Genomic DNA, 12,597 nt, shown 5'->3' on the forward strand with positions numbered 1-12,597 from the left:
GCGATGCAGGGCTCTCATCTCAGGCTGGCTCACATGGACAGTCCACGCAGCCTCGCTCGCAGCAGGAGGGGCCGCAGGACTGCACCAGCCTCCTGCCCAGTGCCTGCCGGGCCCGGTGGAGGCGGACCTTGGCGTTGGTGGGGGTGATGCCAGCCGCTTCGGCGAGCGCCGCGAGGCTCTGACCTTCTAGATCCACCCTGCGCAGGGCCTCCGCGTACTCCGGCTTCAAAGTAGTGACGAGGGCAGAGATGCATGTGCAGACAGTCCTCTCCAGCTCGTTTGCATCCTCAGTGGACAGCAGGCTGTCACCGACCCATTCGCGCCGGGCGTGCTCCTCGCGCTTTTGGCGCCGGTGGCGGTCAATGAGTGCATTGCGCAGCAGCCGATAGAACCAGGCCACCGCGCTCTCCTCATGGCGCAGGGTGGCCCCACTCTCTACTCCCTTAAGGAGCGCGGACTGGAGGACCTCTTCGGCCCCCTCGGCACTGCCGATGCGTGGCGTCAGAAAGGCGAGGAATCGCTGCCGGTTTTGGAGCAGGAGCGTGAGTGTCTCTGGGCTCATGGGCTGGGCCTCTCAACTCGCCGCACGGGTTGACTCCCCCTCGGGTGCCTGCGTAACGCTTGCCCGAGCAGGGGGGCTCAGGAGGGGGGCTTGCCGCCCACCGCCGAACACGGAGTAGAGGACCGGAAGCACCACCAGGGTGAGCAGTGTGGAGGAGAGGATGCCGCCGATAACCACGGTGGCGAGAGGTCGCTGGACTTCCGCTCCCACGCCTGTGTTGAGCGCCATGGGCAGAAATCCGATGGCGGCTACGGCGGCCGTCATCAGCACGGGCCGCAGGCGTGAGAGGGCCGCTTCGCGGATAGCTTCGCTCAATGCGTGGCCTGCATCGAGGAGGGAGCGCACGCGTGAGACGAGCACCATGTCTCCCAGCACCGACACCCCGGAGAGGGCGATGAAGCCCACTGCGGCGGAGATGGAGAAGGGCAGTCCCCGCAGCAGGAGCGCGAGCACTCCGCCTACCAGTGCGAAGGGCACTCCCGCGAAGATACGCACGGAGTCGAGGACGCGCCGGTAGGTGAGGTAGAGCAGGAGGAAAATGAGGGCCAGGGCTAGCGGCACCACGATGAGCAGGCGCGCCTGGGCACGCTCCAGGTGCTCGAACTGTCCGCCGAAGCGGAGGTAGTAGCCCGCGGGCAGCTCCAGCTTCTCGTCCAGCGCGTGGCGCACCGCCTCGACAAAGCCGCCGAGGTCTCGGTCGCGCACGTTGGCCTGCACGACGATGCGGCGCTTGCCCCACTCTCGCTGGAGCGTGGTGGGCCCGGACACCTCGCGGATGCGGGCAAGCCGCCCCAGCGGCACGCGTGCATCCCCGGGCCCCGTCACCGGTATCGTGGCCAGCTTCGCCGGGTCATCCCGGTACTCCTCGGACAGACGCACGGCCAGGTCGAAGCGCCGCTCGCCCTCGCGCACCTCGCCCACGCTCCGGGTGCCCACCGCCTCGACGATGTCGAGCACCGCACGGGTGGAAATGCCGTGACGGGCCACGGCCTCTCGGTCCACTGTCACCTCGAGCACGGGCTGGCCCGTCAGCTGCTCCACGGTGACGTCGGCGGCGCCTGGGATGGCCTTGACCAGGCCCTCAATCTCACGGGCCTTGGCCTTCAGCACGTCCAGGTCGTCCCCGAAGAGCTTGATGCCCACGTCGCTGCGCACGCCCGCAATCATCTCGTTGACGCGCATCTCGATGGGCTGGAGGAATGCCATGCGCATCCCGGGCAGGTCCGCCAGCTCCGCCTTCATCTCCGCCACGAGTTCGTCCTGAGTGGCGGCCCGCTTCCAGGCCTCGCGCGGCTTGAGGGTGATGAAGGCGTCGGACAGCTCGATGCCCATGGGGTCCGTGGCCACCTCCGCCGTGCCAGTGCGCGTCCACACGCGTTGAACCTCGTCAGGGAACCGGGCGAGCAGCACCTTCTCAATCTCGGTGCCATAGCGGACGGACTCGGTGAGGGAGACCTCGGCTAGGCGCACGGTGTTGATGACGAGCGTGCCTTCGGACAAGCGTGGGACGAACTCGCTGCCGAGCTGCGTGGCGGCGATGAGTGCACCCACGACGAGGAGCCCCGCGCCGGCGAGGACGGCCCGAGTGTGAGTGAGGGCCCAGTCGAGGACCGGCTGGTAGCAGCGCTTGAGGAAGGTGACGAGGCGCGGCTCGCGGTGGTGCCCTCCGCCACGCTTCAAGGCGAAGGACGCCAGCACCGGCATCAACGTCATGGAGAGCAGCGCGCTGCCCAGCAGGGCGAAGATGACCGTGAGCGCCATGGGGCGGAACAGCTTTCCCTCCACGCCCTCCAACGCGAGAATGGGCAGGTACACCACCATGATGATGAGTTCACCGAAGAGGGTGGGCCCGCGCACCTCGACGGCGGCGTCGCGCACCACCTCGAGGATGGACCGACTCCCCCTGGCCTCGGCGAGCCGCCGCTCCGCGTTCTCCACGAGGATGACGGAGGAGTCGACGACGAGCCCGAAGTCGATGGCTCCCAACGACATGAGGGTGCCGGCGATGCCGAAGCGCAGCATCGCGTTGAAGGCGAACAGCAGGGACAGGGGAATGGCCGCCGCGACGATGAGCCCCGCGCGCCAGTTGCCCAGGAAGAGGAAGAGGACGGCGATGACGAGGAGCGCACCCTCAAGGAGGTTGGTTCGCACTGTGCGCAGCACGTGGTCCACCAACTCGGTGCGCTCGTAGACGGGCTCCACGGAGACGTCTTGGGGTAGGGTGCGCTTCACCTCCTCGAGCCGTTGCGCCAATGCCTTCGTCACTGTGTGGGAGTTCTCGCCCACCAGCATGAAGCCCAGGCCCAGGACGGCTTCGCCTTCACCATCCGCCGTGGTGGCGCCCCGGCGGATTTCGTGGCCCACCTCCACACGGGCCACATCCCGGATGCGCACGGGCACGCCGTTGTGCGCCGCGACGACGACGTCCTCGACGGCCTTGCCGTCCTCCAGGACACCCACGCCGAGGACGAGGCTCGCCGCGCCCCCGCGCTCCACCATGCCGCCCCCCACGTTCGCGTTGTTCTCCTCCAGCGCGCGGTAGACGTCCTGCAGCGAGAGATTGAATTGCTGTAAGCGGCGCGGCTCCACGACGACGTGCCACTGCTTCTCCTGGCCGCCCCAGGCATTCACCTCTGCCACGCCGGACACGCTGCGCAACTGTGGAGCGATGACCCAGTCATGCAGCGTGCGCAGCTCCTCGAGGCTCTTCGTCCGGCTCTTGACGAGGTAGTGGAAGACCTCGCCCAGGCCTGTGGCCACCGGCCCCATCGTCGGGCGCTCGATGCCCGCGGGGACAGAGACCTGGCCGAGCCGCTCGGAAACCTGTTGCCTCGCGAACCACAGGTCCGTGCCGTCGCTGAATTGGAGCGTCACCTGGGACAGGCCGAACTTGGAAATGGAACGCAGCTCGCTGACGTGGGGCAGGCCCGCCAGCGCCTGCTCGATGGGGATGGTGAGCTGCCGCTCCACCTCGATAGGGGTGAGGGCCGGGGCCATGGTGTTCACCTGCACCTGCGTGGGCGTGGTGTCAGGGATGGCGTCGATGGGAAGTGCCCGGAAGGCCAGCAGGCCCGAAATGACGAGGGCCAGGGTGCCAAGGAGGACGGCCCAGCGGTGTGCTAGGGACCAGTCGATGACTCGGGTCAGCATGGGACTATTCGCCTCCCTCTGTCTCGCAGCAGCCCGCACCGATGGACTCCTTGAGGATTTCCGTCTTGAGGAGGAACGCGCCAGTGGTGACGACTTCCGCACCAGCCGAGAGTCCCTTCACCACGGCGACTTCTTCACGGGTGCCGGCACCCAGCTCCACCACGACGGGCTCATAGAGGCCCGCGCCCTTCTTCACGAAGACGAGCGCGCGGCCCTCGGCGCGTTGGATGGCCTCGCGGGGGACCAGCACGGACTCCTGCTCGGCGGTCACCTGCACCCTGGCGCGGAGGAAGAGCCCCGCCTTGAGGGCGCCGTCCGGGTTGGGCAGCTCCACGCGGGCGCGCACGGTGCGGGTGGCCGGGTCCACGGAGGCGCCCACGCGGGTGAGGGTTGCCTCACGCGTCTCGCCGGGCATGCTCTCGAATGAGAGCGTGACGCGCTGGCCCGCGCGCACCATTCCCGCGTCGGCTTCGGGCACCTCTAGGAGGGCCCACATGGTGTCCAGGTCAGCGATTTGGAGGAGCGTCTGCCCCGCACCCACCTGCCTGCCGGGGACGGCGTCACGTGCCACCACGGTGCCGGAGAAAGGCGCCGTCATCACGTAGGTCCCCTGCTGGCTGCGGACGGAGGCCCCTGCGGCGGTCAGGGATGCGCGGGCCGCGTCGCGCTCGGCCTCGGCCTCGGCCACCTCCGCCTGGGCTTGCTCCAGGTCCTTGCGTGCGCTGATGCCCCGCTCGACGAGCGACTGCTCGCGTGTGAGCGCGGCGCGCGCGACTCCAAGCCGTGCCTGGGCCGATGAGAGGCGCCCCTGGTCTGTGCCTACGGCGCCGGAGGTCATCACCACGAGGGGTTGCCCGGCCTTCACCTCGTCGCCGACGTCCACACGGACTTCCAGAACCAGCGCCTCGCTTCGGGCCGACATCTGAGCCAGCCGGTTGTTGTTGAAGGCGAGCTGACCAACAACGTCCAGGGTGCGAGAAAAGGGCCGCTTCTCCACGCGACGTGTCTGGATGCCGGCCTCTCGAGCGGTTTCGGCGGAGGCGAGCCGAACGCGCGTTCCTGGCTCGGGGAAGGTGGGCGGCTCCGCGCCCGCCGCCTTCACCAGCTCAGGGTGACAGTACGGACAGACGGATTCCGGAAAGCCGTGCTCCCGGCAGTAGTCGCCCGCCTCGATGAACTTCGCGACGAGCGCCGGGTTGCACTTGGTGCACTTCGACTCGGGGACCGAGTGCTCCTTGCACCAGTCCTTTGGCGCGGTGGCCTGTGCGGTGAAGGCGAGGTTCGGGTTGCACTGGAGGCACTGGGACTCTGGCACTCCGTGCTCCTCGCACCAGTCGTCTTGCGCCTTGAAGACGTCGATGAGGTCCGGATTGCACCGGGTGCACAGCTCCGCCGGCACCTTGTGTTCGCACAGATGTAGGGACTGGGAGGGGCCGGAAGCGCCTCCCGCGGCGGCCGGAGGCGCGGAGGACTTCTCCGCCACGGCGGGCTTCGACCCCTTCGAGCAGTTGGCTGTGCCCAGGGCGAGCAGGGCCAACAGCATCACCGGACCGACGCGGGAGGCTGGCATCATCTACTTCACGCCCTTCTTGGAGAGTTCTGGGTTGCAGATAGAGCACTGGGACTCAGGTCGCTCGTGCTCCGCGCACCAGTCGCCCTTGGCCTTGAAGACGGCCGCGAGCTTCGGGTTGCAGCGAGTGCACAGGGACTTTTGGATGCCGTGCTCACACTTGGGCTTCTCGGCCTCGGCGGCCTGGGCCTTCTCGGTGGGCTTGGTCTCCTCGGCCAGCGCGGGGATGACGGGAAGGGTGAGAAGCGAGACGACGATGGACAGGGTGCGCAACGAACGCATGAGGAAACTCCAGCCGGGGCAGTCGCCCATGGCGGTGAATTCCCGCGCGAGAGTGCGCGGGGAGGATGGACAGGGCTTCAGGCGAAGAGGACGCGCATGCGCACGCACGGACCCGGCAGGGCTCGCGCACGGCACACGTCTCCCGTGAAGGGAGGCGTCAGGCTCTAGGCGGTTGGAAGATGTCGGTAGCGGTCCCGGAGAGGACCGGCTCGTCCACGTGGCTGGGCACCAGCGGCGGTGTGGGCGCGGCCGCGAGGTCCCCCATGACGGGAACCGGAGCGGGGGCTGCTCTCAGCGGGCAGCATGGGCACAGGACGCAGCTGGGGGCGCAGTCCGTGCAGTCATCGCCTTCATCCTCCATGCAGTCGGCGTGCGTGTCCGAAGCGAAGGCCAGCGTCTGGAAGACGCCGCCCGTCGTCAGGACGAGGAGCACGACCATGAGTCGCAAGAGGAGCTGCATCCAGTAGGTGGCTTACAAAGGCCCAGGGGAAGAGTCAATCCGCCGAGCCGGTCGCCCGGGTGGCACGCTCGCGGGTCAACCTTTCCAGGAGGCGTCGCATGGCTCTGGAGTCCCAGTCCCGTGGGCCAGGGAAGCGGGCGACCAGCTGCCCTTCGACGACGAGGATGCTCGTTGGGAGCTGCTCCACCCCATACTCGCGGGCGACCTTCTCGCCCACATCCAGGCGCAGGCGGAGTTCCGGCGGGGGAGGGCCCTCGAAGAATGACTCCACTGCCTTGAGGTCCGCATCGTGGCTGAAGACGACGACCCGAAGTCCCTCGGGAGGCGACTCGGCCAGGGAGAGGAGATGGGGCGTCTCCTCCCGGCATGGAGGGCACCAGGAAGCCCAGAAGACTACCAGCAGTGCGAGTGGGCCCGGTGCATCTGCGAGCATCGGTGCAGGTCCATCAATCCGGATGTAGCTGGGCGGAGGTTCGTTCCGGCAGGCACAGGTCATTGCCAGAAGAATGAGCGCCAGCAGACATGGGGGACGATGGATGCGCATCACTCCAGACGCTATCTCACGGTCCGACGTTAGGGCGCCACGATGTGTGCGGCTCAGCAGCCAAATCGACGACCCGCTCACGGAACCCCGGCGGGTATGGAGGGCGTGACTTCGGCATCGTGGGACCCTTTTCGCACAGCGGGTGGGACTCCACGAAACCGGGGCAACTTCCCCCCTTTCTAGTCAGCCCAGGCAAAGCGATGACCGTGCGCGCCTCGCCCACCCGCCTTGACGCGCTGAGGTCTGTTCCCAGGCCTGCGCTCGCCGCCCTGCCACCCTCCTCCTGGTCATCGCTTCTGGGGTGTCACAGGAAGTTTGCAGAGGCCGATGTTGTGGTGGGCCATAGGATATTCGAATATCGTAATATCCTCATGGCACCTGCCGCCGCCTCTTTAGATGTTCGGTCCGCCTCCCGCCTCTTTAAGGCGTTGGGAGACGAGACTCGCCTACGCATCGTCGCGCTCCTCAGTCATGGGGAGCTGTGCGTCTGCCACTTCGAGTCAGCCCTGGACCTGACCCAGTCCAACACCTCCCGGCAGCTCGGCGTGCTGAAGAACGCAGGCATCGTCGAGGCCCGCCGAGACGGAAGCTGGGTGTACTACCGACTGGCTCCGCAACTGGACGAGGTGTGCAAGGCCCAGCTCAAGGCGCTCGTGTCCGCCTTCACCAAGAGGGATGTCCTCCGGGAAGACGTCGCGCGCCTCCTCAAGTCCCGCGGCCCCAACGCCTGCAAGTAGACCCAAGAGCCTTCTCATGACCGCAACCACTGCTCCAGACAGCATCGTCAAGAAGCTCTCCGTCATCGACCGGTTCCTGCCGGTGTGGATCTTCGCCGCCATGGGCCTGGGCATCGGCCTGGGCAGAGCTTTCCCGGACCTGGGCGCTAGGCTGGACACGGTGAGGCTGGACACCGTGTCCCTGCCCATCGCCATTGGCCTCTTGTGGATGATGTACCCGGTGCTAGCGAAGGTGCGTTACGGCGAACTGGGCCGGTTGCGCGCGCGGGGCAAGCTCTTCACCACGTCCCTGGTGCTGAACTGGGTTGTGGGGCCGGTGTTGATGTTCGCCCTGGCTTGGCTCTTCCTTCCGGACCTTCCGCACTACCGCAACGGTCTGGTTCTCATCGGCCTGGCCCGTTGCATCGCCATGGTCCTCATCTGGAACATGCTCGCGTGCGGGAGCAATGAGGTGGCCGCCGTGCTGGTGGCGCTCAACTCGGTCTTCCAGATTCTCTTCTACTCGGTGCTCGGCTGGCTCTTCCTCACCGTCATTCCTGGCTGGCTCGGCGCGGATGTGGCGGCGTTCGACGTATCCATGTGGAGCATCGCCAAGAGCGTGCTCATCTTCCTGGGCGTGCCCCTGGTGGCTGGCGCGCTGACGCGCATCGGCCTCACTCGGCTCAAGGGAGAGGCATGGTACGAGCAGCGCTTCCTGCCGCGCTTGGGGCCTACCGCGCTCATTGGCTTGCTCTACACCATCGTCCTCATGTTCGCGATGCAGGGGGAGAAGATTACCCGCCTCCCGCTGGACGTGGTGCGCATCTCCCTCCCGCTGATTGTCTACTTCGTCATCATGTTCACCAGTGCCTTCTTCCTCTCCAGGAAGCTGGGCTTCTCCTATGAGGAAACGGCGTCGTTGTCGTTCACCGCCGCGGGCAACAACTTCGAGTTGGCCATCGCCGTGGCGGTGGGCGTGTTCGGTATGGCCTCGGGAGAGGCGCTGGCGGGCGTAGTGGGGCCGCTCATCGAGGTTCCCGCCCTCATCGCCTTGGTCTACCTGTCGCTTTGGCTCAGGCGTCGGCTTTTCCCCGGAGCCGGTGAAGCTGTGCTGCCTCGTCGTTTCGAGGGGAAGGCGCCTGCGTCCGGGCCTGGCGAAGCGCACCCGTAGGACCCGGCTGCCGACGTCGTCCCCTAGGTGCTCCTTCTCGAGGCCCCGTGATTCCTCCAACGCCCTTCAAAGTGCTCTTCCTCTGCACGGGCAACACTGCCCGTAGCATCCTGGCCGAGTTCCTGCTCAAGCGCTTGGGGGGCGAGCGCTTCGAGGTGCACAGCGCGGGTGCTGCGCCGAAAGGTGACGTCCATCCCCTCGTCCTCCGGCTGCTTCGAGAGCGCTTCCGCATTCCCGCTGCCGACGCGCGCAGCAAGTCCTGGGAGGAGTTCCGGGACGTGCGCTTCGACTTCGTCATCACCCTTTGCGACAAGGCGCGTGAGTCCTGCCCGGTGTGGCCGTATCAGCCCGTCATCGCTCACTGGGGAAGTGCGGACCCGGCGGCAGTAGAGGGTGGCGAGGCGGAGAAGGAGTCGGCCTTCCTCAAGGTGTCCATGGAGATCTCCCGCAGGCTGGAGCTATTCCTCGCACTACCCATCGAGAAGCTAGACCGGCTGCGCCTGACGGCGCTCACCCGCGGCATTGGTGAGCAGTAGCCGGCTTTCCAAGGAGTCGTCACGATGAAGACGGTCATCTTCGCTTGCGTACACAACGCCGGCCGCTCGCAGATGGCGGCGGCCTTCTTCAACGCCCTGTCGGACCCAGCCAAGGCGCGCGCCGTGTCTGCTGGTACCCAGCCGGGAGAGCGCGTTCACCCCGAAGTGCAGGCTGCCATGACGGAGGTGGGCATCGACCTGTCGGGCGCCAAGCCTCAGCGCCTCACCGATGAGCTGGCCCAGGGCGCTCAGTGGCTCATCACCATGGGCTGTGGCGATGCCTGCCCGTACGTGCCGGGGCTGAAGCGCGGCGACTGGCCTCTGGAAGACCCGAAGGGCAAGTCGGTGGAGCGCGTGCGCGAGATTCGCGACGACGTGCGCGCCCGGGTGGTTGAACTCCTGACCAGCGAAGGGTGGACGCGATGATGCCCACCCTTCGGCCCGCCCGCCCCGCCGACCTCGGCGCAGTTGAAGCACTCCTCGCTGGCGCAGACCTGCCCCGACAAGGAGTGGCCGACCACCTGCCTTACTTCCTCGTGGCAGAGAGCGAAGGCACGCTCGTGGCTGCAGCAGGGTTGGAGCTGTACGGGACGTGCGCCCTCCTTCGCTCCGTTGTCGTGAACGAGAACCAGAAGGGGAAGGGCGTGGGGGCAGAGTTGGTCCAACGGCTCGTTGAGCGAGCCGGCGCAGATGGGCTCGAGGCCTTGTTCCTCCTCACCACCACTGCTGCGGACTACTTCCCGCGCTTCGGCTTTGTCCGCATCGACCGCGCTGCCCTCCCCCCAGAGTTGCATGCCTCCGAGGAACTCCGTGGAGCATGCCCTGCGAGCGCGGTCGTGATGTGCCGCGTCATGGGGCGCCAGCCTTCGCCCTTTGTATCAGGGAAGTAGTCGGCTCGGCGGACGCACCGAGCTGACGATGCCCTGCGCGCGCATCGCTCGCTCGCCTTGACGCACTGCTTGGCGTGGCTTTGACGCACCGATGATGCAGCGGGCGAATTTCGGGTGGGCACAACGAGCCGAGGCAGTCAGTGCTTGTGGCGGTGGTGCTGGTCCGACACGTGCGGATGGTCGTGCGTGAGCGGCACATGCCGGTGGGGATGGCTGTGTGGTTCGGTCACATCAACGCCAGGGGGATGCGAGTGCTGGTGGTGCGTGCCATGGGTGTGCAGGTGCTCGTGCTCCAGTGCAGCGTGCGTGTGCACATGGCCGTGCCGCTCGCGCAGCAGAAGGAAGACGCCCGCGCCCATCAGTGCGCCCGCCAGCAGGTCCAGTGGCTGCATCCGCTCGCCAAGCAGGGGCACCGCTACGAGGGCTCCCACGAACGGAGCCGTAGCGAAGTAGGCGGCTTCGCGGGCCGCGCCCAGCAGGCGGAGGGCATAGGCATCCAGGACGATGGACAGCCCGTAGCTGGCGAAGCCGAGCAGCAGGGCCGCGCTCAAGATGTGCAAGGAGGGGAAGGGCTGCCCGGTGAGCCAGGCCAGTACGAGGGTGCACGTGCCGGAGCCGAGCGCTTTGATGCGCACAAGTGCGAGCGGGTCCTTGAGGGAGAGTCGCTGCGTGAGGTTGTTGTCCACGGCCCACGCCAGGCACGCGCCGGCCAGGGCCAGCACGCCGAGCACGTCCCCGTGCAACTCGCCCTGCTGGAAGCCGAGAACCGCGGCGCCCGCCATGATGAACCCAGCGGCGAAGGCGCCCGCCCGGCCCAGATGTTCGCCGAACACGAGCAGCGCCAGGAGGATGGTGAAGGGGCCCTCCAGGTTGAGGAGCAGTGAGGCTGCCACTCCGGAGAGCCGCTGCAGGCCCATCAGCATCAGCACCGGGCCAAGCACCCCGCCGCAGAGAATGACCCCCAGCAGCGGGGCGCCGTCGTTGCGCCCCAGGCGTGCCTCGCGGCTGGGGGCTCCCACCGGACGCAGTCGGCGCAGCGCTTCCAGACAGGCCATCCCCAGCCCGCCTCCCAGGTAGAGGAGCGAGGCCAACACCAGAGGAGTGCTGGAGGGCAGCAGCAGCTTCGCCACGGGCGCGCTGACCCCGAAGAGGGCCGCGGCGGACAGTCCAAGCACCGCGCCCTTCACACGTGGAGACACCGTCACGCTTCCTCCTCTCGAATCATGCCTGCGCCTGGACTGTTGGTAGGTACTATTGACGATAGTAGATGGCTGAGGATAGAACCGTCTTCGTGAAGAAGCGCACCTGGGAGCCGCTGGGCACGTTGGAAGCGGCCGTGATGAAGGTCGTCTGGACGCAGGCGCCCGTTACAGCCCGAGAGGTTTGCGACCGGATGACTGGCCGCGAGGAGCGGGCATACACGACCATCATGACGACGATGGACCGGTTGCACCGCAAGAGCCTGCTGGTGCGCGAGAAGGACGGCCTAGCCTGGCGCTACAACCCGGCCCTCTCCCAGCCTGAGTTTGAGAAGGCGCTGGCGGACGGGCTCGCGGCCGACATTCTCCAGTCGCATGGCGATGCGGCGCTGGCCGCGTTCGTGGACGCCGCGGCTGAGGTGGACGAATCGCTGCTCGACAGGCTCTCTCAGCTCATCGCCGAGCGGCGCAGAGGGCACAAGTGATAGCGGCCCTGGCGTTCCTCCTGGAGTGTGCAGCCGTGGCCGCTGCCACCGGAGTGCTGGCCTCGCTTCTGGTGGGAGTCGCCACCCTGTTGCCGTGGCCCGCGTCACGGATGCGCCCGGCGCTCCGTGCAGATGCGGCCTTTGTCGTGGGCACCCTCCCCGCAGTGGTGGCGCTGGCGGTGGTGTCCGCCGCTGCCGCGCCGTCCCTGTCCGCAATGCTGGGCTGGAGCCATGACCATTGTGGCAGTCATGGGCACCATCTCCATCTGTGCATCCTGCACTCGTCGGGGTTGAGGCCGGTGCTCGCGGTGGTGGGGGCGTTGGCGCTCGCCGTGTTCGTCTTCCGCGCGGGTGCGCTGCTGTGGCGCGTGCGGCATACGAGGGCCCGGCTGGCCGCGCTGGAAACGTTGGGCTCCGCTCGCCCAGGTGTGTTCCCAGTGGTGGCCGTTCCGGGAGCGCCGCGGCTTTGCCATGCCGCTGGGGTGTTCCACCGGCGAATCCTCCTGTCCGCCAGCTTGGAAGGAGCCCTGGACCCTCAGGAGCTGCGCGGAGCGCTAGCCCATGAGGAGGCGCACCTGCGACGCAGAGACCCCCTGGCGGCATTGCTGCTCGCTGTCTCGGGCCTCTTTGTGCCTCCGCCCTTGGCGCGCGTCTTCCTCTCTGCCTACCAGACGGCGGCCGAGGAGGCCTGCGACGCGGAAGCGGTGCGCATCGTCGGTGACGGGACGGTGGTGGCGGGGGCGCTGGTGAAGATGGCGGCTCTGCAGCGGAGGGCGCGCGACGTGGCTGGCGTGCCTGCTTTCGGCAAACTGGCGCTCGAGCAGCGGGTGCGACGCCTCTTGGACGAGGACGCACCGCCCTCGCTCCCCTCGCGCGCGCTCCTGTTCGCGGTGGGCGCTGCGTCTGGGGTGCTGACTCTCGCGCTGCTCCACGCGGCCTTCCTCCACCATGCGGTAGAGACCGCCCTTCACATCCTCTCCTGAACGATGGCCATGCTCATGCGCGCGCCTTGCTGTTCTTCGTCCTCACCTA

General features: G+C 67.5%; 13 protein-coding genes. 7 read left to right on the forward strand and 6 right to left on the reverse strand.

Features of this window, described 5'->3' with window-relative positions; translation table 11 throughout:
• Window positions 1–19 precede the first annotated feature (19 nt).
• From K8556_RS02385 to K8556_RS02405, 5 genes are all read right to left on the reverse strand, one after another.
• A complete protein-coding gene (locus K8556_RS02385; RefSeq protein WP_223738406.1) occupies window positions 20–562 on the reverse strand; it encodes an RNA polymerase sigma factor in 543 nt (180 codons plus the stop codon).
• 12 nt (window positions 563–574) lie between these two features.
• The gene (locus K8556_RS02390; protein ID WP_223738407.1) at window positions 575–3,712 is read right to left on the reverse strand and encodes an efflux RND transporter permease subunit; all 3,138 of its coding nucleotides are present in this window, start codon (window positions 3,710–3,712) and stop codon (window positions 575–577) included.
• Window positions 3,713–3,716: 4 nt separating this feature from the next.
• Window positions 3,717–5,282, reverse strand: coding sequence for an efflux RND transporter periplasmic adaptor subunit (locus tag K8556_RS02395; RefSeq protein WP_223738805.1), 1,566 nt, complete (start codon window positions 5,280–5,282; stop codon window positions 3,717–3,719).
• Between the two features lie 3 nt (window positions 5,283–5,285).
• On the reverse strand, window positions 5,286–5,564 hold the full coding sequence (locus K8556_RS02400) for a hypothetical protein (RefSeq protein WP_223738408.1): 279 nt from the start codon (window positions 5,562–5,564) through the stop codon (window positions 5,286–5,288).
• A gap of 494 nt (window positions 5,565–6,058) precedes the next feature.
• The gene (locus K8556_RS02405; RefSeq protein ID WP_223738409.1) at window positions 6,059–6,457 is read right to left on the reverse strand and encodes a TlpA disulfide reductase family protein; all 399 of its coding nucleotides are present in this window, start codon (window positions 6,455–6,457) and stop codon (window positions 6,059–6,061) included.
• A 482-nt stretch (window positions 6,458–6,939) separates the two neighbouring features.
• Here K8556_RS02405 and K8556_RS02410 point away from each other — a divergent pair, with 482 nt between their 5' ends.
• Genes K8556_RS02410 through arsN2 form a run of 5 tightly spaced genes read left to right on the forward strand, consistent with a single transcriptional unit; the run spans window position 6,940 to window position 9,881 of the window.
• Window positions 6,940–7,305, forward strand: a complete 366-nt coding sequence (locus K8556_RS02410; protein WP_141642832.1) for a helix-turn-helix transcriptional regulator — start codon at window positions 6,940–6,942, stop codon at window positions 7,303–7,305.
• Window positions 7,306–7,321: 16 nt separating this feature from the next.
• Window positions 7,322–8,455, forward strand: a complete 1,134-nt coding sequence (arsB, locus tag K8556_RS02415) for an ACR3 family arsenite efflux transporter (RefSeq protein WP_223738410.1) — start codon at window positions 7,322–7,324, stop codon at window positions 8,453–8,455.
• Window positions 8,456–8,505: 50 nt separating this feature from the next.
• Window positions 8,506–8,991, forward strand: a complete 486-nt coding sequence (locus K8556_RS02420; RefSeq protein WP_370639883.1) for an arsenate reductase ArsC — start codon at window positions 8,506–8,508, stop codon at window positions 8,989–8,991.
• Between the two features lie 24 nt (window positions 8,992–9,015).
• Window positions 9,016–9,417 carry a low molecular weight phosphatase family protein gene (locus K8556_RS02425; protein WP_223738412.1) on the forward strand — a complete coding sequence of 134 codons (402 nt, stop codon included), beginning with the start codon at window positions 9,016–9,018 and terminating at the stop codon, window positions 9,415–9,417.
• Window positions 9,417–9,881, forward strand: coding sequence for an arsenic resistance N-acetyltransferase ArsN2 (gene arsN2 / locus K8556_RS39665; protein WP_223738806.1), 465 nt, complete (start codon window positions 9,417–9,419; stop codon window positions 9,879–9,881). The genes K8556_RS02425 and arsN2 overlap by 1 nt, the downstream gene beginning before the upstream one ends.
• A gap of 137 nt (window positions 9,882–10,018) precedes the next feature.
• On the opposite strand, the gene K8556_RS39670 is transcribed toward arsN2, so the two are convergent.
• Complete coding sequence (locus K8556_RS39670; protein ID WP_223738413.1) at window positions 10,019–11,080, reverse strand: DMT family transporter; 1,062 nt, start codon at window positions 11,078–11,080, stop codon at window positions 10,019–10,021.
• A 92-nt stretch (window positions 11,081–11,172) separates the two neighbouring features.
• On the opposite strand from K8556_RS39670, the gene K8556_RS02440 reads away from it, so the two are divergent.
• Both K8556_RS02440 and K8556_RS02445 read left to right on the forward strand, forming a co-directional pair.
• Entirely contained in the window at window positions 11,173–11,565 is a 393-nt protein-coding gene (locus K8556_RS02440) for a BlaI/MecI/CopY family transcriptional regulator (protein WP_223738414.1), read from the forward strand.
• A gap of 35 nt (window positions 11,566–11,600) precedes the next feature.
• Window positions 11,601–12,548, forward strand: a complete 948-nt coding sequence (locus tag K8556_RS02445; protein WP_223738415.1) for a M56 family metallopeptidase — start codon at window positions 11,601–11,603, stop codon at window positions 12,546–12,548.
• The last annotated feature ends 49 nt before the right edge of the window (window positions 12,549–12,597 follow it).

The organism is Corallococcus sp. AS-1-12, from assembly GCF_020036995.1.
Taxonomy (GTDB): domain Bacteria; phylum Myxococcota; class Myxococcia; order Myxococcales; family Myxococcaceae; genus Corallococcus.

What these genes read in the sequence shown, in the direction of transcription:
- K8556_RS02385 (WP_223738406.1), bottom strand. Translation starts at nt 562, where the DNA reads ATGAGCCCAGAGACACTCACGCTCCTGCTCCAAAACCGGCAGCGATTC.
- K8556_RS02390 (WP_223738407.1), bottom strand. Translation starts at nt 3,712, where the DNA reads ATGCTGACCCGAGTCATCGACTGGTCCCTAGCACACCGCTGGGCCGTC.
- K8556_RS02395 (WP_223738805.1), bottom strand. Translation starts at nt 5,282, where the DNA reads ATGCCAGCCTCCCGCGTCGGTCCGGTGATGCTGTTGGCCCTGCTCGCC.
- K8556_RS02400 (WP_223738408.1), bottom strand. Translation starts at nt 5,564, where the DNA reads ATGCGTTCGTTGCGCACCCTGTCCATCGTCGTCTCGCTTCTCACCCTT.
- K8556_RS02405 (WP_223738409.1), bottom strand. Translation starts at nt 6,457, where the DNA reads ATGCTCGCAGATGCACCGGGCCCACTCGCACTGCTGGTAGTCTTCTGG.
- K8556_RS02410 (WP_141642832.1), top strand. Translation starts at nt 6,940, where the DNA reads ATGGCACCTGCCGCCGCCTCTTTAGATGTTCGGTCCGCCTCCCGCCTC.
- arsB (WP_223738410.1), top strand. Translation starts at nt 7,322, where the DNA reads ATGACCGCAACCACTGCTCCAGACAGCATCGTCAAGAAGCTCTCCGTC.
- K8556_RS02425 (WP_223738412.1), top strand. Translation starts at nt 9,016, where the DNA reads ATGAAGACGGTCATCTTCGCTTGCGTACACAACGCCGGCCGCTCGCAG.
- arsN2 (WP_223738806.1), top strand. Translation starts at nt 9,417, where the DNA reads ATGCCCACCCTTCGGCCCGCCCGCCCCGCCGACCTCGGCGCAGTTGAA.